This window comes from Allosphingosinicella sp. (assembly GCF_036403745.1).
Classification (GTDB): Bacteria; Pseudomonadota; Alphaproteobacteria; order Sphingomonadales; family Sphingomonadaceae; genus Allosphingosinicella.
The window spans coordinates 16,021-36,094 of sequence record NZ_DASWQI010000017.1 but is presented as its reverse complement, the minus strand read 5'-3'; the positions used below and the strand labels follow the sequence as shown (position 1 = coordinate 36,094).

At 66.6% G+C, this 20,074-nt stretch carries 21 protein-coding genes; 8 read left to right on the top strand and 13 right to left on the bottom strand.

Translation table 11 applies throughout. The annotated features are described in order from the left end of the window. The 7 genes from VGC56_RS02535 to VGC56_RS02505 form a co-directional block, all read left to right on the top strand. Positions 1–771, top strand: a 771-nt coding sequence (locus VGC56_RS02535; protein WP_464123045.1) for a CpaF family protein, incomplete at its 5' end; no start/stop codon positions are given. A 221-nt stretch (positions 772–992) separates the two neighbouring features. Next, positions 993–1,232 carry a type II toxin-antitoxin system Phd/YefM family antitoxin gene (locus VGC56_RS02530; RefSeq protein WP_464123044.1) on the top strand — a complete coding sequence of 80 codons (240 nt, stop codon included), beginning with the start codon at positions 993–995 and terminating at the stop codon, positions 1,230–1,232. Beyond that, positions 1,229–1,657 (top strand): type II toxin-antitoxin system VapC family toxin, encoded by a 429-nt coding sequence (locus VGC56_RS02525; protein ID WP_464123042.1) that lies wholly within the window; start codon positions 1,229–1,231, stop codon positions 1,655–1,657. Before VGC56_RS02530 ends, VGC56_RS02525 begins: the two co-directional genes overlap by 4 nt. A gap of 132 nt (positions 1,658–1,789) precedes the next feature. After that, positions 1,790–2,056: a hypothetical protein gene (locus VGC56_RS02520; protein ID WP_464123041.1), complete on the top strand. Its 267-nt coding sequence runs from the start codon at positions 1,790–1,792 to the stop codon at positions 2,054–2,056. A 36-nt stretch (positions 2,057–2,092) separates the two neighbouring features. After that, positions 2,093–3,685, top strand: a complete 1,593-nt coding sequence (locus VGC56_RS02515) for an MFS transporter (protein ID WP_464123038.1) — start codon at positions 2,093–2,095, stop codon at positions 3,683–3,685. A gap of 139 nt (positions 3,686–3,824) precedes the next feature. Next, positions 3,825–4,865 (top strand): alanine racemase, encoded by a 1,041-nt coding sequence (alr, locus tag VGC56_RS02510; protein ID WP_464123036.1) that lies wholly within the window; start codon positions 3,825–3,827, stop codon positions 4,863–4,865. Between the two features lie 32 nt (positions 4,866–4,897). Beyond that, positions 4,898–5,740, top strand: coding sequence for a metallophosphoesterase family protein (locus tag VGC56_RS02505; RefSeq protein ID WP_464123034.1), 843 nt, complete (start codon positions 4,898–4,900; stop codon positions 5,738–5,740). A gap of 453 nt (positions 5,741–6,193) precedes the next feature. On the opposite strand, the gene VGC56_RS02500 is transcribed toward VGC56_RS02505, so the two are convergent. Together VGC56_RS02500 and VGC56_RS02495 are read right to left on the bottom strand one after the other, a co-directional pair. After that, complete coding sequence (locus VGC56_RS02500; RefSeq protein WP_464123033.1) at positions 6,194–7,090, bottom strand: phytanoyl-CoA dioxygenase family protein; 897 nt, start codon at positions 7,088–7,090, stop codon at positions 6,194–6,196. A 19-nt stretch (positions 7,091–7,109) separates the two neighbouring features. Further along, a complete protein-coding gene (locus VGC56_RS02495; protein ID WP_464123032.1) occupies positions 7,110–7,733 on the bottom strand; it encodes an acyl-homoserine-lactone synthase in 624 nt (207 codons plus the stop codon). Positions 7,734–7,853: 120 nt separating this feature from the next. Between VGC56_RS02495 and VGC56_RS02490 the strand changes: the two genes are divergently transcribed. Next, positions 7,854–8,690, top strand: a complete 837-nt coding sequence (locus VGC56_RS02490; protein ID WP_464123030.1) for a LuxR family transcriptional regulator — start codon at positions 7,854–7,856, stop codon at positions 8,688–8,690. Positions 8,691–9,372: 682 nt separating this feature from the next. Here VGC56_RS02490 and VGC56_RS02485 read toward each other — a convergent pair. The 11 genes from VGC56_RS02485 to VGC56_RS02435 all read right to left on the bottom strand — a co-directional run bounded on the left by VGC56_RS02485 (position 9,373) and on the right by VGC56_RS02435 (position 20,068). Then, positions 9,373–10,125, bottom strand: a complete 753-nt coding sequence (locus VGC56_RS02485) for a LuxR family transcriptional regulator (protein WP_464123029.1) — start codon at positions 10,123–10,125, stop codon at positions 9,373–9,375. Positions 10,126–10,381: 256 nt separating this feature from the next. Further along, positions 10,382–10,858: a CC0125/CC1285 family lipoprotein gene (locus VGC56_RS02480; RefSeq protein ID WP_464123027.1), complete on the bottom strand. Its 477-nt coding sequence runs from the start codon at positions 10,856–10,858 to the stop codon at positions 10,382–10,384. 44 nt (positions 10,859–10,902) lie between these two features. Further along, complete coding sequence (locus VGC56_RS02475; protein WP_464123025.1) at positions 10,903–11,643, bottom strand: queuosine precursor transporter; 741 nt, start codon at positions 11,641–11,643, stop codon at positions 10,903–10,905. A gap of 46 nt (positions 11,644–11,689) precedes the next feature. Beyond that, complete coding sequence (locus VGC56_RS02470) at positions 11,690–11,950, bottom strand: hypothetical protein (RefSeq protein WP_464123023.1); 261 nt, start codon at positions 11,948–11,950, stop codon at positions 11,690–11,692. A gap of 71 nt (positions 11,951–12,021) precedes the next feature. Next, positions 12,022–12,219 (bottom strand): hypothetical protein, encoded by a 198-nt coding sequence (locus VGC56_RS02465; RefSeq protein ID WP_464123021.1) that lies wholly within the window; start codon positions 12,217–12,219, stop codon positions 12,022–12,024. Positions 12,220–12,243: 24 nt separating this feature from the next. Continuing rightward, on the bottom strand, positions 12,244–13,239 hold the full coding sequence (locus VGC56_RS02460; protein WP_464123020.1) for a DUF2891 domain-containing protein: 996 nt from the start codon (positions 13,237–13,239) through the stop codon (positions 12,244–12,246). Between the two features lie 38 nt (positions 13,240–13,277). Beyond that, a complete protein-coding gene (locus tag VGC56_RS02455) occupies positions 13,278–14,213 on the bottom strand; it encodes a DUF979 domain-containing protein (protein ID WP_464123018.1) in 936 nt (311 codons plus the stop codon). Next, entirely contained in the window at positions 14,210–15,004 is a 795-nt protein-coding gene (locus VGC56_RS02450) for a DUF969 domain-containing protein (RefSeq protein WP_464123016.1), read from the bottom strand. Before VGC56_RS02450 ends, VGC56_RS02455 begins: the two co-directional genes overlap by 4 nt. Next, positions 15,004–18,723 carry a hydantoinase B/oxoprolinase family protein gene (locus VGC56_RS02445; protein ID WP_464123014.1) on the bottom strand — a complete coding sequence of 1,240 codons (3,720 nt, stop codon included), beginning with the start codon at positions 18,721–18,723 and terminating at the stop codon, positions 15,004–15,006. Before VGC56_RS02445 ends, VGC56_RS02450 begins: the two co-directional genes overlap by 1 nt. Before the next feature lie 20 nt (positions 18,724–18,743). After that, complete coding sequence (locus VGC56_RS02440) at positions 18,744–19,334, bottom strand: urate hydroxylase PuuD (RefSeq protein ID WP_464123013.1); 591 nt, start codon at positions 19,332–19,334, stop codon at positions 18,744–18,746. Positions 19,335–19,345: 11 nt separating this feature from the next. Beyond that, complete coding sequence (locus VGC56_RS02435; RefSeq protein WP_464123011.1) at positions 19,346–20,068, bottom strand: TIGR02117 family protein; 723 nt, start codon at positions 20,066–20,068, stop codon at positions 19,346–19,348. Between the last annotated feature and the right edge of the window lie 6 nt (positions 20,069–20,074).

Sequence of the window (20,074 nt, the reverse complement as noted above, 5' to 3'; positions counted from 1 at the left end):
AAATTCTCCGAAAAGCCGATCACCGTCGACATGATGAAGAACTTCGGTTCGATGTCGGAGAAGATGGGCACGGTGCTCAAGATCGCCGGCGCCAGCCGCTTCAACATCATCATCTCCGGCGGCACGGGCTCGGGTAAGACGACGATGCTCAATGCTTTGTCGAAGCTGATCGACCCGGGCGAGCGCGTGATCACGATCGAGGACGCGGCCGAGCTTCGTCTGCAGCAGCCGCACTGGCTGCCGCTCGAAACCCGTCCGCCCAATCTCGAAGGCCAGGGCGCGATCACCATTCGCGACCTCGTCATCAACGCCCTGCGTATGCGTCCCGACCGCATCATCCTCGGCGAGATCCGCGGCAGCGAGTGCTTCGATCTGCTCGCCGCCATGAACACCGGCCACGACGGCTCGATGGCGACGCTTCACTCCAACTCCCCGCGCGAATGCCTCGCGCGTATGGAGAACATGGTGATGATGTCGGACATCAAGGTGCCGAAGGAAGCGATCAGCCGGCAGATCGCCGACTCGGTCGACCTCATCGTCCAGGTGAAGCGCCTCCGCGACGGCTCCCGCCGCACCACCAACATCACCGAGGTGATCGGGATGGAGGGCGACGTCATCGTCACCCAGGAGCTGTTCAAGTTCGAGTATCTTGACGAGACCGCCGACGGAAAGATCATCGGCGAGTACCGCTCGATGGGGCTGAGGCCGTACACGCTGGAGAAGGCCAAGCAGTTCGGCTTCGACCAGCCGTATCTCGAGAGCTGCCTGTAGGGCTATCGTCGCAAAGCAGTACTTTGCGCCCGCCTTACCGTAGCGCTGCTGGGCGCTTGCGGTGCGGCTGCGGGATCATTGCCGCAGATGTCCCCTCCTCATCCGGGCGATCGGCGCCGAAGCCTTGCCCAGGGACGGCGGAGACATGGGAGAAAGGCGGCAGCGCACTTTATCGAGCGGGGCGGACGTGATATGGTCATCCTGATAGTCAGGAGCAGGCCATGGACAGCTACAGCGTAGCGGACGCCAAAGCGCGATTCTCGGAAGTGATCGGCAAGGCCGAGGCCGGCGAGGCCGTGGAGATCACCCGGCGCGGTGAGGCCGTAGTCAAAGTGACAGCGATCGAGAAGACGCCGAGGAAGGTCGATGTCGAGCGGCTCAAGCGCCTCACCGATAGCCTTCCCCGCCAGGAAAAGAGCGCTGCCGAGCTGATCCGAGAGATGCGCGACTCCGGCTATTGATTTATTATCTTGATACCTCCGCGGCCGTCGCCGCGCACACGCGCGAAGTCGCGACCGAGCGCGTCCAGGCATGGCTTGGCGATGCGGCGCCCGGTGCGCTGAGAGTGAGCCGCTGGGTGCTGACGGAATTTTCGAGTGCCCTGTCGCTCAAGGTCCGCACCGGAGCGCTGACGCTCGAGCAACGCGCCCGCGTCTTGGCGAACTGGACGCATTTCGTGAACGACGAAATTACCGTGATGGACGTTACCCCAGATGCGTTCGATCTCGCTGCCTCGTACGCGGGGCGGCACGATCTGGGCCTCCGCGCCGGCGACGCCCTGCACCTTGCCGTCGCAAGCACCCAAGGGCTGGCCCTCGTCACGCTCGACGAGCGGATGGCGATGGCGGCGCCGGAGCTGGGCGTGCCGGTGGCGGGGATCGCATAGGCCCATTCGGCGGTGGTCACGGGGACAGTCAATAGACTGTCCCCGACGGTCAGATCAGTTTGAATCTCCGCCGGAGAGCGCACGGGCGGTCGCCTCCCCGAGCGCCCGCTGGAAATCTTCCAGGAGGAAGACTTGGTTCGCCACGGCTCGTGCGAAGCCGATTTCGAGGAATCCTGCATCCGAGCGGGAAACGTCGAAGAGTGGATTGCCCGCGTCGTCGACGACTTAAAAAACCGGATTTTCGCGATCGATCGGGGAGAATTTCTGCACCCTCATTTCTCAAGCCTCGTGTCCCGGCCGCGTGCCTCGGGAGCGGTCTTCCGCATCCTCTACCCGCTTGGCAACATCCGCAATCTCGCAAGGTCGATCCGCTTGCCCCCTGCCCCGCGTGCCGCCTAGGGTTTGCGCCAGAACAAGCCGAGCGGGAGCGGATGCATGGCGGGGGTGGATGCGGAGTATGTGATGGATGCGAAGAGGGACCGGCTGGTCATCTTCGCGTCGACGCTCGGCACCGTGTTCGAATGGTATGATTTCTTCGTCTACGGGACGCTGGCGACCGTCATCGCCAAATTGTTCTTCCCCTCCGCGAGCGCCACGGCGGGGCTGCTGCTGACCCTCGCGACGTTCGGCGCGGGCTTCGGCGTGCGGCCGATCGGGGCGGTGCTGTTCGGCTGGCTCGGCGACAAGCTCGGGCGCAAATATACGTTCCTCGTCACCATCACGGTGATGGGCCTTGCCACCGCCGGTGTCGGGCTGCTGCCGACCTTCGCCGCCATCGGCGTGGCGGCGCCGGCACTGCTCGTCGTGCTGCGCCTCTTCCAGGGGCTGGCGCTCGGCGGCGAATATGGCGGAGCGGCCATCTATGTCGCCGAGCATGCGCCGCGGCACCGGCGGGGCTTCTACACCAGCTTCATCCAGGCGGGCGTGATCGGCGGCTTCCTGCTGTCGGTCGCCGTGGTGCTGGTGGCGAACTATTTCGTCGACCCGGCCGCGTGGGAGGCGTGGGGGTGGCGGGTGCCGTTCGTCTTCTCGCTGCTGCTGCTCGGCGTCTCGCTATGGGTGCGGCTGAAGCTCAAGGAGAGCCCCGTCTTCCAAGCGATGAAGGCGGCGGGCGAGACCGCGGCAAATCCGCTTAAGGAGAGCTTCAACACCGGCGCCAAGTGGCGGCTGATCCTCGTCGCCCTGTTCGGGATCGCGGCGGGGCTGACGGTGATCTGGTACACCGCCCAGTTCCAGGGCCTCTATTTCCTCCAGAACGCGCTCCACATCGAGGACAATGCGGCGCGGCTGATGATCGGCGTCGCCGCGATCTTCAGCCTGTTCTGGTTCATCCTGTTCGGCTGGCTTTCGGACAAGGTCGGCCGCAAAAAGCCGATCGTCATTGGCTATGCGCTCACCATCCTCCTCATGTTTCCGCTGTTCCACTGGATGGCGGCGGCGGCGAACCCGGAGTTGTCGGCGGCGATGCAGAGGAGCCCGGTGGTGGTGAGCGGCAGCGATTGCGCCTACCAGCCCTTCGCCAAGGTGCAGCCGACCGCCTGCGGCAAGCTGCTCGACACGCTGTCGAAGAAAGGCGTGGGGTACCGCAAGGCCGACGCGCCGGCGGGAGCCGCGCCGATGGTGACGGTCGGCGCCACGCGGGTGGATGGGTCGGACCCGCAGGCGCTTGACGCGGCGCTCAAGGGGGCGGGCTATCCGCTGCAGAAGATCGTGCCGCCGCTGGGGCGGGCGTGGCAGATCGTCCTTGCCATCGTCGTCATCGGCATGCTCTCGGGAATGACGTTCGGGCCGGTCGCCGCCTTGCTCGTTGAGCTCTTCCCGGCGCGGGTGCGCTACACCTCCCTGTCGGTGCCGTACCACATAGGCACCGGCTATTTCGGCGGATTCCTGCCGTTCATCAGCCAGTATATCGTCGCCAAGACGGGCGATCCGTTCGCCGGCCTGTGGTACACGATCGCGGTGGTGGCGATGGCCCTGGTGGTGACGGCGCTATGGCTGCCGGAGACCGCGGGCAAGGAGTTGGAGTGACCCGTCGCCCCAGCGGAGGCTGGGGCCCCAGCGGGTGAAATGCGCCTGCGTTCTTCACCCCCTGGGGTCCCAGCCTTCGCTGGGACGACGTGTGCGAGGCGGCTTTCCTCCGCCCCCCTCCCCCGCTATCGCCCCAGCCATGCCGCACAGCCCGCTTCGCCTGATCCTCGACGGGGACGCGCTCGTTTCGAACTGGCGGTGGCTCGATGCGCGGAGCGGCGAGGCGGCGTGCGGGGCGGCGGTCAAGGCGGACGGGTACGGGCTCGGCGCGCAGGAGGTGGTGCGCCGGCTGCGGGATGCGGGGTGCCGGGACTTCTTCGTCGCGACCTGGGCGGAGGCGGCGGCGCTTCGGGAGGAGACCGCAGGCGTATCGCTCGCCGTGCTGCACGGGGTGGCGGAAGAGGATCTGGCCGCGGCGGAGGTCTCCCCTGCCCGGCCGGTGCTGAATTCGGCGGCGCAGGTGCGGCGGTGGAAGGCGGCGGCGGGCGCTCGGCCGTGCGACGTGATGATCGACACCGGCATCGGACGGCTCGGCCTCTCGCCGGAGGAAGCGCGTTCGGGGCTGCTCGACGGGCTTGAGATCGACACTTTGATGAGCCACCTCGCGTCGGCGGACGAGGATGCACCGATGAACCCGCGGCAGCGCGATGCGTTTGCCGGGCTGGCGGAGGCGATCCCGGCGCGGCGACGGAGCCTGGCGAACAGCGCCGGCATCTGCCTGGGGCACAAATATGCGTTCGACCTGACGCGGCCGGGGCTGGCTCTGTATGGCGGGGTGCCGCGCCGCGAGGCGGAGGGGCATGTGCGGCAGGTGGTCCGCGTCGAGGCGCAGGTGGTGCAGAGGAAGCGCATCGAGGCCGGGGCGAGCGTCGGCTACAATGCGACCTGGACGGCGCGGGAGGCGTGCGAGCTCGCCATCCTCAACATCGGCTATGCGGACGGCTATCTGCGTAGCTTCTCCAGCCGCGGACGGGGACGGTTTGACGGTGTCGAGCTGCCGGTGGCGGGGCGGGTGTCGATGGACCTCACCGCGGTCCGCTGCGACGCGGCGCCAGGTCTTGCCGAAGGCGACTGGGTGGAGGTGGATTATGCCCTCCCCGAAGCGGCGGCGGAGTCAGGCCTGTCGCAATATGAGCTGCTGACGACGCTCGGCGGACGCCACGCGCGGATCTGGCGCTGAACCGGAACGGCTCCGGCTCGTTCACCCCGCTCATGCCCGCCCGGATCGCCCACCTTTCCGACATCCATTTCGGCGCGATTGACCTCAAGGTCGTCGCCGGGACCGAGGCGTGGCTGGAGGCGGCGCAGCCCGACCTCGTCATCATCAGCGGCGACTTCACCCAGCGGGCGCGGCGCGAGCAGTTCCGCGACGCTTCCGCCTGGCTCAACCGGCTGCGCGCGGCGGGGCACCGGATCCTCGCCGTGCCGGGCAATCACGACGTGCCGCTCTACGACGTCGCCCGACGCTTCGCGGCGCCGCTGCGGCGCTACAAACGCTACATCTCGAACGATCTGAATCCATGGTTCGAGGACGATCATGTCGCCGTGCTCGGCATCAACACGGCGCGGGCGCTGACCTTCAAGGAAGGCCGGATCAACCGTGCGCAGATGGCGCTGATCGAGCAGAGGTTCGCGCCGGTGGCGGCCGACAAGACCCGCATCCTCGTCACCCACCACCCGCTTTATTCGCTGCCGATCGGCGAGGGCAGCGAGCTCACCGAGGCGGTGGGGCGGCACGACGATGCGGTGCGGGCGGTTTGCCGCGCCGGCGTCCACATCGCGCTCGCCGGCCATTACCACCGCACCTATGCCGCGGCGGCGCGCAAGATGGTCGAGGCGGCCGGCCGGGCCCTCGTCATTCAGGCGGGGACGGCGACGTCGACGCGGCTGCGCAACGCCGAGCTGCAGAGCTTCAACTGGCTCCACGTCCACCGCAACAACGACATCGAGCTGCAGGTGGTGGCGTGGGACGGCAGCGCCTTCCAGCGCGGCAACCATGTCCGCTTCACCTACGAAGGCGAGGAATGGACGTCGCGAACCATCGCTGAGGGGTAGCTTCTCCCCTGCACCGGAGGATTGCCTTACGTCCGCCTGGTTTCAGCCCGCGCCGGCCGCGGCAAAGGCCACACGCCCTCGCAGGTCCAGAGGTAGCATCTTAGCGCTTCATGAGATTCGCACGTGAGGCGAATGTACCGAAGCCGGCAGTCCGCCGAATCCTGCGAGCGCGTCGCCAAGCCTCGTTCCAAGAGAGCCAAAATCCATCGATGCGCGGTCGTGGCGGGCACGGGTGCTTCCGAGCAGAGCGTGGAAACCGTAACGTGCCGCCCCTCCTCCTCCGCGATGAAGAGCAGGAGGAGGAGGTCCCAAGCCGCGTCCGAGAAGAGATTCTCGCCAAAGACGTGCTCCCGTTGCCGCCGCTGCGCAAGCCGTTTACGGGCGAGGGCACCTTCCAACGAGAGGTTTCGGGATGCGCAGTGCTTCACAGAGGAGTGGTCATTCGACCGACGCCTACACGAGCCGCGGCTTACGATTCTCGTAATAATAATTGATCGCCTCCACCTGCTCGGGGCGGAAGACGTCAACTACACCGAAATACTCTGGCACTTCATCTTGTAACAGCACTGTGGGGCATTGGCCCTCAAAGTTATTCAGATTAGCGGTGAGCTGACGGTACCCGATCAGGTCGACCAGCTTCTCTGAAAAGTGGCGAGCGATTCCGGGCGGGTACGACAGCATATTGTTCTCATACGGTTTTAACCAGCTGAGGCAGTACCCAACGACGAGCGCCCGCCGAATCTCGTCGCTGTGATTTGTCCCTTGGCCATGAAGCGTCGAGCCGAGGAAGATCAGGGCGTCGCCGACCTCCATCTCCGCAAAAATGACGCCGTCGTCCACAAGGTATCTATCCTTCTCCTCCCGATGACTTCCCTCCCATACCATCGTGGCGCCGTTATCCCGCGTGAAGCGGGTCAGCGGCCAAATAACGTTGACCATGTATTCGAACTCGCCCTTCGGACCGCCCCACATGTCTTGATCACGATGTGGAAGCTGAGCGGGTGCGCCCGGATGAACCGCGATCCCTTGCGTGAGATTCAGCTGAATACTTTCACACCAGGGAAGTAGCACACGTTCGGCAATGCCGAGTATCAGGTGACTCTGTATGACCCTGCCGGCTTGCTCGGAGCGCAAAAGCGCGCGGCCGAATCTAACCGTTCGCTCTCCCGAAAAGTTTCCGCGGCTGAAAGGCGTCCGCCGAAACGGCTCGCCCAGATCCTCGTCGAGCGAACCCATGACCTGAGGCTCTTCCGCCCCTGAAATAATGACATAACCGTCTGCGAACAGCTGGGCAACGTGCCGCTCGATCTCCGCTTCGAGGGCAGGTAGCTGATGCATCGTCGTTGCCATGTTTGTTCCCCCTGCCGTTTCAGGCTGCCAAGTTGGAGCGCTCTTCGACGCGAAGGGCTCCCGAGTGATACCTGCCAAAGGCCTGGAGCCGGCGAATTGTGTCCGTATCGATGTGGATCATCAGCGCGCCCACCATCGTCGGCCCAATTTTTCGCGGCATTCCGAGAGGTTCGCAGCGCCACCCGGCGGACAGCACCCGACTGAGTCGCCCCATTTCCGACACCGCCGTGTAGGCTCGAATGCCGGTGAGGAGCGCATATTCGGTCATCGCGCTCGCAAGCAGGTCACGGTAGAGGCAACGTTCGGGGTCGCGATGCCGAGGCGAAAGGCAAATACGTGAGACCTCACGAATGTCCGGCGCTGCAGGTACGCTAGCATCGCAAAGGTTAGGGAAGATAGACCCCAAAATATGTGGACGATCTGTCCGCAGCATTCTCAATGAGGCAAGGTGTACCGACGTCTCCGTATCGGTAACAATGAGATACTCTGCGTAAGCGTCGTCGAACTGATCACGCTCACACCGCCCGTCGTGAGGGACGTCCCACTTGAGCAAGTCAACGAATACTGCCTTACGGTCCTCGAACATGCTGTGCAGCAACTGCTCATGCGCGTCGCGATTCTCAGTGGTGACCAACTCGACCAACGGGAGCCCCCTCGCCTGCTTATTGCTCAAGAGGGATGATCGTCGCGACGGGGCGCGACAGCTATCCTCCTTAAGGAGGGGGCTCGACCGCGCCGGCCTCGGACAGATTCTGCGGGATTGATGTTCCGAGAGGAGGCGTTAACGTGCTCCGCCGTGGGGCTGTGCAGTGGGGGCTGTGCCGTGGTTTCATTTGCGGATCTAGAACAGTTTGTCGCGCGAAGCAGTCGAGTCTCCACTGCGGCGGAGCTCCGCGAACTGATGTCGCGCACTGGCCGGTCAATGGGGTTCGATTATTTTGCGCTCCTTCACCATGTCGACCTGCGGCCGATACGCGCCGACCTTTCCCACATCGATTCGGGCTCGCTTCTAGCCCTGCACAACTACCCAGCTGATTTCGCCCGCATCTACGTAGAACGTCGATGGGTCGCCAAGGACCCCATCCTGGGGGCGAGTGAGCGCCGCAACGTCGGTTTTCGCTGGCGAGACCTTCCAACCCAAGTGCGGTTTTGGAGACCTAAGAATGACATTGCCATCGAGGCTAGGCGCTATGGTATCGGCGACGGCTACACTGTGCCCACCAACGTGCCCGGCGAGCCGAAGGGTTCCTGCAGCTTCGCAGTGACTGTTGGACGAGTCTTCCCCGACTCGAGCCTGTTGATGGCTGAGTCTGTCGCCGCCTTCGCCTTCCAGTCGGCGCGCTCCCTGATTCTAAAGGGGAGGAGCGTGCCGATCCGGATCCCGCACCCGCCGCTCACGCGACGCCAGCTCGAATGCCTAGTGCTCGTCGCCAAGGGTAAGAGCGATTGGGAGATAGGCCAAATCCTCGGTATTGGATCCGAGACCGTCAAACATCACATTCGGCTGGCGCGCGAAAGGTACGACGTCCCCACGCGCGTACAGGCTGCAATCAGGGCCATTTTCGAGAGCGGATTGACGATCGAGGACCTAACCACCTGACTGTCACTCCCCCGATTGGGGGAGTGCAGTCCCCTCCGTTCTCGTGTGTGCTGTCGCAACGACAGCGAGGAGTGGGAGCCGTGGTAAAGCTCACCGCCTTTAAATCGGCCTGTGGGGCAGGGCCATCGTGCGATCAGTAGGCGTAACGGCGCCACCCGTGCCCAGCGGCGGATTCGGAGCCGGCACGTCGGATTTTGCTCGCCGCCTTTGGTGGGAGCGTCGTATTCGAACGCAGTTCTTCCCGCCTGAATTGTTCGGCGAACCTGCTTGGGACCTGCTTCTCCACTTATTCGCCGCAGGGCGGGCAGGGAAGCGGGTGCCTATGAACCGGTCCCATCTAAGCGCCTGTGTGGTGCATGCAACGGCTTATCGCAGGGTAAGACGGCTGATCGAACTCGGACTCGTCGTCTCAACACCTGTCGACGGCCGCAGGCGCGTCCGAGAACTTGGTCTCACCTCCCTCGCAGACGAGAAATTGGAGCGGCTGCTTGAGGAAACATGGTTCAGCCGCGTGGCGGATCAGGCGGGGAACGGTCAGCAAGGCCCGCCGTCGAATGGAGACACACGCCTCCACGAACTGGCTGCGCTACTCAGCACGTACCGGGAGGAGCTGGACTCGCTCTCGGCTTGGGAGGCGGGCGCGCATCTCAGTCAAGCCATATCAGTCCTTCAGCGACGCTAATTAGTTGAGGATGTCGTTGAACGTAAGATCCCCGTTGTAGAGGGCGTGGACGACAAGCTCCGTCCTGCGGCTTACGCCGCACCGAGCTCGAGCGGAGTTGACATGGTCCGTGACGGTTTGCTCATGCAAGCCTAGGATTTTGGCAATCTCCCAATCTGTCTTCCCTCGGCCAATCAGGACGATGCATTCGAGCTGCCGCGTGGTGAGCTTCTTTCTCGGCGCATTGAGGATGGTCAACCCGGCGAGTTGAATCCGCCGCCCAGCCTCATACGCGAAGCTGCCGACCAGTTGTGCCATCGGCAGGTTGGCCTCGGGCAGAGGTACTGCGTCGCGCACTATGAACGTGCACGTGCCGTTCGTTTCCCCGGGAATGTGCGAGGGGACACAGAAGCCGTCGGTGATACCTTCGCGACGGGTCGCCGCCAGTATCTCATGTTGACGATCGCTCAGGCGGATCAGGTCAGGGATCTCAGAGAACCTAAATCCGACCGAAGTGCGGTGGCTGGCCATAAGGACAGGGTCATCCTTCGTGAACTTGCTCTCGAAGAAGTACTCGAGCCATCCGCGGGAGTAGTTCGAAATTGCCAGCAGCCGCTTATTTGTCCAGCTGAAATGCTTAACGTGCTGAAACAGCGCGTAGGAATGAAAACTCATCTCCCGCGTTATGCTCTCCATCATTCCGCGTAGATCGTCCGCCGTCCGACAGCTCCGCGACTGATCGATGAACGCATTCACATCGCTGAGGCGGGACATCCTTAACCCCTTCCAATCGCCGCTTGTGAGTAGGTTATCACGCGGCGGGGGAGTCAAGCGAAAGCACGGCTGAAGACCCTAAACCGACCTGCTCTGCTTCGCGCCGCCACGATGAGCTTGCCTATAGCGATGCGGATGGGGCGGTTGCTCTTCAGCTCGGGCGCAACCGCGCGCCGACGAACCAGGTAGTCCGGCCGCTCGACAGTTTGGAACAGCGCGACTCGAGGATCATGCCAGTACGCAGCGGCCAGCTACCTCAGTGCGGCTTCGGCGGCGGGGAGAGGCTGGCGATGACCTGGCGGGCGACGAAGCCCTGGGCGCCGGCGGGCTTGTCGCCGTGGAACATCTGGATCTGGAAATCGCGCGGGCGGGGGCTGCGGCTTGCCGGCATGCGGCGGAAGGAACGGGCGCCGAAGCGGCCATAGGGGCGGAGCGCAAGGCCGTTCGCTGGGGCGCCCTCGGCGGCGGGTTCGGGGGCGGCCTCGGCGAGGTTGCTGCGCTTCATCGCATACCAATCGTAGCCGCGCGCCAGCGTCTCCTGCGCGGCGCGGACCAGCACCTCGCGCCGCACCTCGTCGCGCGACTGGCGCGGATAGACGCGGGCGGTGAGGATGAAGCTGTCCGGCGCGACGGTCTGGACCTTGAAGCCCGACACGGCGTGCGACGCCATGGTGCCACATGCGGAGAGGAGGAGGGTTGCGGCGGCCAGTCCCCCGACGACGATCCTGCGCATGCTTGCTGTCCTCCCGACGACCTGCCCGTGCCGATGCTAGGACGTTAGACCTTCGCGCGGAAGGGGGTGAAATCGGTGGCGGTGTCGTAGACGTCGATGCCCTCGCGGCGCTTCAGGAAGCCGACGACGGCGTAGGTGACCGGCGTGAGGAGCACCTCCCACGCCACCTTCAGCGCCCATTGGGTGAAGAGCACCTTGACGACGAGTGTGCCGGTCCAAGTGACGGCGCCGAGGAAGGCGAGCGGGTAGAAGATCAGGCTGTCGACCGCCTGTCCGAACACGGTCGAGCCGATGGTGCGGGTCCACAGCATCCGGCCGCTGGTCCAGATCTTCATCCGGGCGAGCACGTAGCTGTTGACGAACTCGCCGGCCCAGAAGGCGACGATCGAGGCGAACACGATGCGGGGCACCTGGCCGAACACCGCGTCGTAGGCGGCCTGGCCCTTCCAGCTGTCGGCGGGCGGCAGGGCGACGACGACGGCGCTCATGAAGGCCATGAACAGCAAGGCGGCGAATCCCGCCCAGATGCAGCGGCGGGCGCGGGCATAGCCGTAGACTTCGGTGAGGATGTCGCCGAGCACGTAGGAGACCGGGAAGAACAGGATCCCCGCGCCGAACGGCCAAGGGCCGATGACCGGCAGGGTGATCGTTGCGACCTTGCCCGCGCCGATCACGTTCGACAGCAGCAGGATGGTGACGAACGCCGCCATCACGAAATCGAAATAGCGCAGATGCGCACCGGACAAAGCGGCGGCGTCGGTTCGCTTCGGTGCATCCCCCTGCATGGGGCGTGTGGTTAGCGGCTGGGAGCGGGCGGGGAAAGCCCGCCGCTCAGGTCATCAGCGCGTAGGCGGTGGTGAAGGCGATGAGGATGAGGCCGAAGGCGAACAGCATCATGCCGAAGATGATGAGGGCGTAGTGGACCGGATCGTCGCCCTCCGGCTTTTCGACCCGGTCCTTGTGGGGGAGGCCGCGGGCGTCGCGGCCCTTGTCCCACAGGCGGCGCACGAGGCGCTGGCGAAAGGCCATATGGAAGCCGGCCAGCGCGAAGACGAGGGCGAGGAGATCGACGAGGACGACGTGGGCGGGCATGTCTCAAACCGAATGAGAGGCGGCGGCTATGGTTCCGCCCCGCGCAGCCCGGCGGCCCGACGTGACCCGTCTCACATACCGTTGAGGGCGCTCCTCAGGGCGTTGACGTCGGCGTCGTTATAGGTCGCGCCGGTGGCGTCGGTCTGGGCGGCGTTCTCGTCGCCGTCGCCGGCGCCGACCGAGGAGACTTCGTAGGCGGTCCAGCAGATCCCCATCGCCCAGAACAGGGCGGCCCAGCGGCTTTTGAAGAGGCGGGAATAGCCGGCCATCCCCCTCCCCTGCGCCCGTCATGGTTAAGGAACTGCCTCCAGCGCCAAGAGCGCGAACGTCGCGAGCCAGTGCTCGCCCATATAATCGCCGGCGACGTGGGGGAGGCTGGCGTCGAGATGGGCCTCGGCTGCCGCGCGGGCGAGGGCGGCGCGCTCCGGGTCGAGCGCGCCGGCGAGGCCGCGCCAGCACCAGGCGCGGCTGAGGTTGACGCCGTCCAGATGCGCAATCTTGCCGTCGGAGCGGTCGGAGACGTGGGCGGGCGTGAAGAGGCTCGCCGGCTCCCGGGCGACGAGATCGGGCAGGAAGGCGTCGAACCAGGGGCGGAACGCGGCCTCGGGAAGGAGCCGGCGCATGCAGAGCGCCTCGGTGAGCGCCGGCGAGAGGAATTCGTCGCCGCCGGGCTCCCAGCCGGGGCAGGCGCGGTCGGTGTCGTAATAGGCCTGGCCGCGCGCGCGGAGGAGATCGGCGAGCCGTGCGTCGTTCACCTCTGCCCATTCGAGGGCGAGGATGAGGGCGAAGGCGGTGTTGAAATGGGTGCCGGTGCGGATCGGGTAGGTGAGCTTGGGCAGGAAGGCGAGAAAGCGGTCGGCGAAGGCGCGGGCGAGCGGGCCGAGGTCTTCGGCCCAGGCCCGGTCCTCGTGGCGCTGCGCCTCGCGCTGGAGGGCGAGGAGCCAGGCCCAGCCATAGGGGCGCTCGAAGCCGCCAGTGTAGGCACGGTCGAGATAGGCCAGCTCGCCCGCCACTTTGCCGGGCGCCAGCATCTCGTCGGCGAGGCGCTCGATGCGGGGGGCGGCGGGAAGGTCGGGAAACAGGCGGCGGAGGCGCAGCAGCAGCCACCAGCCATGGACGCAGCTGTGCCAGTCGAAGCTGCCGAAGAAGATCGGATGGAGCGCCCGCGGACCGAGCACGTCTTCCGGCCCGTCGAGGACATGATCGAGCTTGTGCGGATATTCGCGGATGACGTGGCCCAAAGCGATCTCGGCGAAGCGGGCGGCGGTTTCGGCGGTGAGCTGGTGCATGAAGGGGGCTTAGCCGCTCGTGCCCGTGCCGGGGAGGATCAAAACGCCAGGAAGTAGATGAGGGCGATGTTGCAGGCGAGGAGGGGCAAGGCGGTGCCGACCTGGGCCTTCACCACCGCATTCCGGTCCTTGAGGTCGAGCAGGGCGGCGGGGACGATGTTGAAGTTGGCGGCCATGGGGGTCATCAAAGTACCGCAGAAGCCGGCGAGCATGCCGATCGCCGCCACCGCCGCCGGATCGCCGTGGAAATGGTGGATGAGGATAGGGAGGCCGACCGCCGCCATCATCACCGGGAAGGCGGCGAAGGCGTTGCCCATGATCAGGGTGAAGGCCGCCATGCCGAGCGCGTAGACGAGGATTGCGGCGAGGAGGCTGCCTTCGGGGAGGATGCGCCCGGCGATGCCGCCCACCACCTGCCCCACCCCGGCGAGCGCGAAGACGGCGCCGAGGGCCGCGAGCATCTGCGGGAGGATGGCCGCCCAGCCGACCTGGTCCATCAGCCGGCGTCCTTCGTCGAGAGGGGCTAGGATTGGGGGCCGCAGCCAGGCGTAGCAGGCGGCGAGGGCGAGGAGGACGCCGGCGCCGAGCGAAATCACCGTCACCTGCTTCGGATCGATCCAGCCGCTGTCCTTGAAGACGAGGGTGCCGACGAGCGCCGTGAGCGGGATGATGAGGGCGGGCAGGAACAGCCTGTTGCCGCGGCGGGCGGAGGAGGCGGCGCGTTCCTCCGCGCTCGTGGTCGGCGGGTTGCCGCGGCCGAGCGCGCCGAAGCCGGCGAGGGCGACGAGGATGAGGACCAGGATGCCGTTGCCGAGATCGCCGAGACGGTCGCCGATGAAGAAGCTGGCCGCGACGAGGGCCCAGAACAGTGCGTTGCCGAAGCGCTTGCCGTTGGAGCGGTCGCGGGCGCTGAGGATCGCGAATGCCGCGAAGATCAGGCCGGTGAGGATGTAGAGGTGCTGGAGGGTGATCATGATCCTTCCTCCCCATTGGAAGCATGGGGAGGGGGACCACCCGACGGGTGGTGGAGGGGTTCTTCGCGGCTGGCGGGGCCTCTTACCCCTCCACCACCTTCGGTGGTCCCCCTTCCCGTCCTGGCGGATGGGGAGGCAAGGGAGCGGTCCAGCCACAGCAGGCGCGCGCCGTGGATGAGGAAGGCGCAGATCGCGCTCGGGATGGCGTAGACGGAGAGATCGAGCGGGGCGAGGACGATACCGCTCTGCTTGAGGAAGCCGACCATCAGCAGGATCGAGCCGATGGCGATGAAGATGTCCTCACCGAAGAAAAGCCCGACATTGTCGGTAGCGGCGGCGAAGGCCTTGACGCGCTCGCGGCCGGCATCGTCGAGTTCGGGCTGCTGCACTTCGGCGGCGGCTTCGGCCATGGGGGCGACGAGCGGGCGGACGGTCTGCGCCTGACCGGCGACCGAGGTGAGGCCCATGCTGGCGGTGATCTGGCGGAACAGCATGTACGCGATGAGCAGGCGGCCCACGGTGGCGCGCTTCATGCCGCCGATAAGGGTGCGGGCGCGCTGCTGCAGGCCGTAGCGTTCGAGGAGGCCGATGACGGGCAGGAGGATGTAGATGATGGTGACGAAGCGGTTGTCGTTGAACGCCTTCCCGAACGCCGCGATGACGACGAGCAGGGGCTTGCCGGCGATGATGCCGGTGGCGATGGCGGCGACGGTGACGACGAGCAGCGGGTTGAGGCGCAGCGCGAAGCCGGCGACCACGATGAGGATGCCGAGGAGCGGGAGGTAGTGCATTATGCCTCCCCATCGACAGATGGGGAGGGGGACCACCCGAAGGGTGGTGGAGGGGAATTTGGCGAGGCGGCGGCGATTACCCCTCCACCAGGCTTCGCCTGGTCCCCCTCCCCATGCTGCGCACGGGGAGGAACTGCCGGGCCATAGCCCCCTCCCCCCGGTGTCTCGATGATGAAGAGGTCGCCGGCATTCATCTCGGCTGAGGCGGTCGCAGTCAGCGTTTCAACGGTGCCGTCCTCCCGAACCACCCGGTTCACCCCCGCCGCCGCATCCCCGCCCCCCTCGATCCCCCGCGGCGCCACCTTGCGGCGGTTGGAGAGGATGTTGGCGCGCATCGGTGCGAGGAAGCGGACGTGGCGCTCGACGCCGTCGCCGCCTTTGTACGCCCCTGCCCCTCCCGAGCCGCGGCGGATGGCGAAGCGTTCGAGGAGGATCGGATAGCGGGTCTCCAGGATCTCCGGGTCGGTGAGGCGGCTGTTGGTCATGTGGGTCTGGACCGCACTGGCGCCGTCGAAATCAGGGCCCGCCCCGGCGCCGCCGGCGATGGTCTCGTAATATTGCCACCGCGCATTGCCGAAGGTGAAATTGTTCATCGTCCCCTGGCTCGGCGCCAGCGCCCGGCAGGCAGCGAACAAGGCGTCGGTGATCACCTGGCTGGTCTCGACATTTCCCGCGACGACCGCGGCGGGGAAATGCGGGCGCAGCATCGACCCGTCGGGAACCTTCAAGGTGATCGGCCTCAGGCAGCCGTCGTTCATGGGGATGGCATCGTCGACGAGGGTGCGGAAGACGTAGAGGGTGGCGGCGCGGCAGATCGAATAAGGCGCGTTGAAATTGTTCGGCTGCTGCGGCGAGGTGCCGGCGAAATCGACGGTGGCGGAGCGGGCGGCACGGTCGACCGTGACCGTCACGCAGACCTCGGCGCCATTGTCCATCGCGTAGCGGAAGCTGCCGTTGGTGAGGGACCCGATCAGCCGGCGCACCGCCTCCTCGGCATTGGCTTGGACGTGGGCCATGTAGGCATCGATCACGCCCCGGCCATATTCGGCCGCCACGCGGCGCAGCTCGGCGGCGCCGCGGGCACAGGCGGCGATCTGCGCCCGAATGTCGGAGACGTTGCGGTCGGGATTGCGGGCGGGCCACTCGCCTTCGGCGAGGCGGGCGCGGAACTCGGCCTCGAGGAAGCGACCGGCGTCCACCAGCAGCATGTTGTCGAGGAGCACGCCTTCTTCGAGGATGGAGACGCTGTCGGGGGGCATCGAGCCGGGGGCGATGCCGCCGATGTCGGCATGGTGGCCGCGGGCGGCGACGTACCAGGCCGGCGCGGCGTCCGTGTCGTCCGCGAAAACGGGGAAGATGACGGTGACGTCCGGCAAGTGCGTGCCGCCGCGATAGGGGGCGTTCAGGACATAGGCGTCGCCGGGCTTCATGCCGCGGCCGTCTCTCGCGCTCCCGTCGAGATTGGCGCCGCGCGCGTCGATCACGGTGCGGACCGAGTCGCCCATCGAGCCCAGGTGCACCGGGATGTGGGGGGCGTTGGCGATGAGCGCGCCTTCTGCGTCGAACAGGGCGCAGGAGAAATCGAGCCGCTCCTTGATGTTGACGGAGGAGGCGGTGTTCTGGAGCGCGACGCCCATCTCCTCCGCGATCGCCATGAACAGGTTGTTGAAGACCTCCAGCATCACCGGGTCGGCGTCCGTCCCGATGGCGCGGCGCGTCTCGCGCGGGATTGCGCGGGTGAGGATGAGGTTGGCCTGCGCGTCGACCTCCGCCTGCCAGCCCGGTTCGACGACGGTGGTGGCGGAGGGGTCTACGATGAGGGCTGGGCCCGAGATGCGGGCGCCTTCACGGAGAGTATGACGGTCGTACGGTTCCTCCCCAAGCTCAGCTTGGGGAGGGGGACCAGGCGAAGCCTGGTGGAGAGGTAACTGGTGCAGGCCTGTGCCATAGACCCCTCCACCACCATTCTGGTGGTCCCCCTCCCCATCTGGCGATGGGGAGGAAAGTGCCTCGACGATTGCCGTCTCTACAACCACCGGCGTTTCGGGCGAGGCGAAGCCGAACCTTGTGCGGTGGGCCTGCTCGAACGCCTGCTCCATCCCCTCCCCCACCTGGACTTCGAGCGCGGTGTCGCTGCCTTCGTAGCGGAGCGCGACGCGGCGGCGGAGGTGTACGGCCTCGACGCCCTGCGCCTTGAGCGCCGCCTCCGCTTCCGCCTCCAGCGCCTCCAGCACCGCCTCTAGCGGCTGACCGCCTAGACTGCGCTGGCGAAGCTCCACCCGGTCCGCCAGCCCCATGCCGTAGGCGCTGAGCACGCCGGCCAGCGGGTGGATCATCACCCGTTCGATGGCGAGGGCGTCGGCGACGAGGCAGGCGTGCTGGCCCCCTGCCCCGCCGAAGCAGACGAGCGTGTAGCGGGTGACGTCGTGACCGCGGGCGATCGAGATCTGCTTGATCGCCTTGGCCATGTTGTCGACCGCGATGCGGACGAAGCCCTCGGCCACGTCATCCGCGCTCATCCCTGCTTGCTCGCCGATGGCAGCGCACAGCGCGCGGGCCGCTCCGGCGTCGATCGGCTGGTCCCCGGCGGGGCCGAAGACGCGCGGGAAATGGTCGGGACGGATCTTGCCAAGGACGACGTTGCAGTCGGTAATGGTGAGCGGGCCGCCGCGGCGGTAGCAGGCGGGGCCGGGGACGGCGCCGGCGCTGTCGGGTCCGACGCGGAAGCGGGCGCCGTCATAATGGCAGACCGAACCGCCGCCCGCCGCCACCGTGTGGATCTCGAGCATCGGCGCGCGGACGCGGACGCCCGCGACCATCGTCTCGTTGGTCCGCTCGTAGGCGCCGGCATAATGGGAGACGTCGGTGGAGGTGCCGCCCATGTCGAAGCCGATGATGCGACCGTAGCCGGCAGCCGCGGCGGTCTTGACCATGCCGACGATGCCGCCCGCGGGACCCGAAAGGATCGCGTCCTTGCCCTGGAAGGCGGCGGCGTCGGTGAGGCCGCCCGACGATTGCATGAAGAGGAGGCGCGTGTCGGCGCCGAGGGCGGCCACGACCTTGTCAACGTAGCGGCGCAGGACCGGCGAGAGGTAGGCGTCGACGACCGTGGTATCGCCGCGGCCGACGAGCTTGATCAGCGGGCCGACCGCATGGCTGGCCGAGACCTGGGTAAAGCCGATCTCCCGCGCCGCCTCGGCCAGCGCCGCCTCGTGCGCCGTCCAGCGCCAGCCGTGCATCAGGACGATGGCAACGGCGCGGTAGCCTTCGTCGAAGGCGGAGCGGAGGCCGGCGCGGGCGGCTTCGAGGTCCAGCGGGCGGAGGATCTCGCCATCGGCTTTCACCCGCTCGTCGACTTCGAGAACGCGGCCGTAGAGCGCTTCGGGCAGCACGATGCGGCGCGCGAAGATGTCGGGGCGTGACTGGTAGCCGATGCGGAGGGCATCACCGAGGCCGGCGGTGATGGCGAGGAGGAGCGGCTCGCCCTTGCGCTCCAAAAGGGCGTTGGTGGCGACGGTGGTGCCCATCTTCACCGCGTCGATGGGCGCGGCGCCGTGCTCCGCCATCAGCCGGTTGATGCCGGCGACGGCGGCGTCGTCATATTGCTCCGGATTGTCGGAGAGCAATTTGGCGGTGTGGACGCGCCCGTCCGGCGCGCGCGCGACGATGTCGGTGAAGGTGCCGCCGCGGTCGATCGAGAAGGACCAGTTTCCCGACATTCCGCGGCGGCGCTTGGAACTCAGCCGCCGATGTGAGTCTGGCCGACCATGCAGTAGAGCATCGGGATCGACAGGATGAGGTTGGTGCGCGACGCCATCATGGCGAGGCTCGCGGCCTTCGCTTTCGCCTCCGGGCTCGCCTCGACGATGCCGAGCGCCCGCTTCTGGTTCGGCCAGATGATGAACCAGACGTTCGCGGCCATGATGATGCCGAGCCACATGCCGGTGCCGATGGTGCGGTAGCCGTCGGCGAAACCCAGCGCATGGGCGCTGTAGCCGCCCTGCTGCGTCTCGGCGACGAGCAGGCCGAGGATCACCGTCGCCAGCGCCGAGTAGCGGAACCAGAAGAGGGCCGCGGGGGCGATGTACTTGGTGACGCCCGGCTTCAGCTCGGCGGGCACCTTGGGCATGGTCGGGATCTGCACGAAGTTGAAATAATAGAGGAGGCCGATCCACAGGATGCCGGCGAAGATGTGGAGGTAGCGCAGGAACTGCGACCAGGGGTAGGCGCCCGAGGCGATCTGGTCGTGGTGCAGCCCGAACATCGCGGCGACGAGGAGCACGACCCCGATCAGCAGCGCGAGATGGAAGTTGCCGAGTATCTTCGCCATGTCAGCCCCCTTTAGTTTTTCGCGATCGGGGGCCTCTCTACCGCAGCGGACGGCGGCGCGTCGAGCCGCCACATGATGCTGGTCTCGAGCGGCGTCCACAGGCCCGTGCGGACACCCGCGGCGCGCAGGGCGCCGCCGGTCCATTCGTTGCAGGTGTGGAGGGCGCTGTAGGTGCCGGTCCCTTCGTAGAATGCGTCGGTGGCGCCGTAGCCGCGGGCGGGAACGGGAATGGTGCGGCCCTGCCCGTCGGTGCGGAAGCCGGCGCGGACGTAGGCGACCAGGCGACGATATTCGTCGCGGCTGAGGGTGATCGGCCGCTGCGCCGGGCCGGGCTGCGGATTGTGGTCATGGTCGGCGTGGATGAGGCTGGAGCCGGTGCCGAATGCGGCGGCGAGGGCGTCGCCGGGCTTCAGGTCCGCCCAGGTGGGGGTGTTCAGATACACTTCGCGGTTGCCGTAGCCGATGGCGACGTAATTGCCGTTGCCCCAGCGCGGGTCCTTCAAGTCCGAGCCGGGGACGAGCGGGCGCCAGTCCATGTCGGGGGAGACGGTCGGCACCATGATCCAGGTGTGGACGCCGTTGGTGCGGACGAAGATGCGCACCCCTTGCGGCGCCTCGTGCCAGCCGGGGTTGGCGGGGATAAGGGTGAGCAGCAAAGCGGCGCCGAGATAGACGAGCGGGATGGCGAGGATGGCGAGGAGGACCCGCAGGGATATGCGAAGGAGGCGACGCATGAGGCG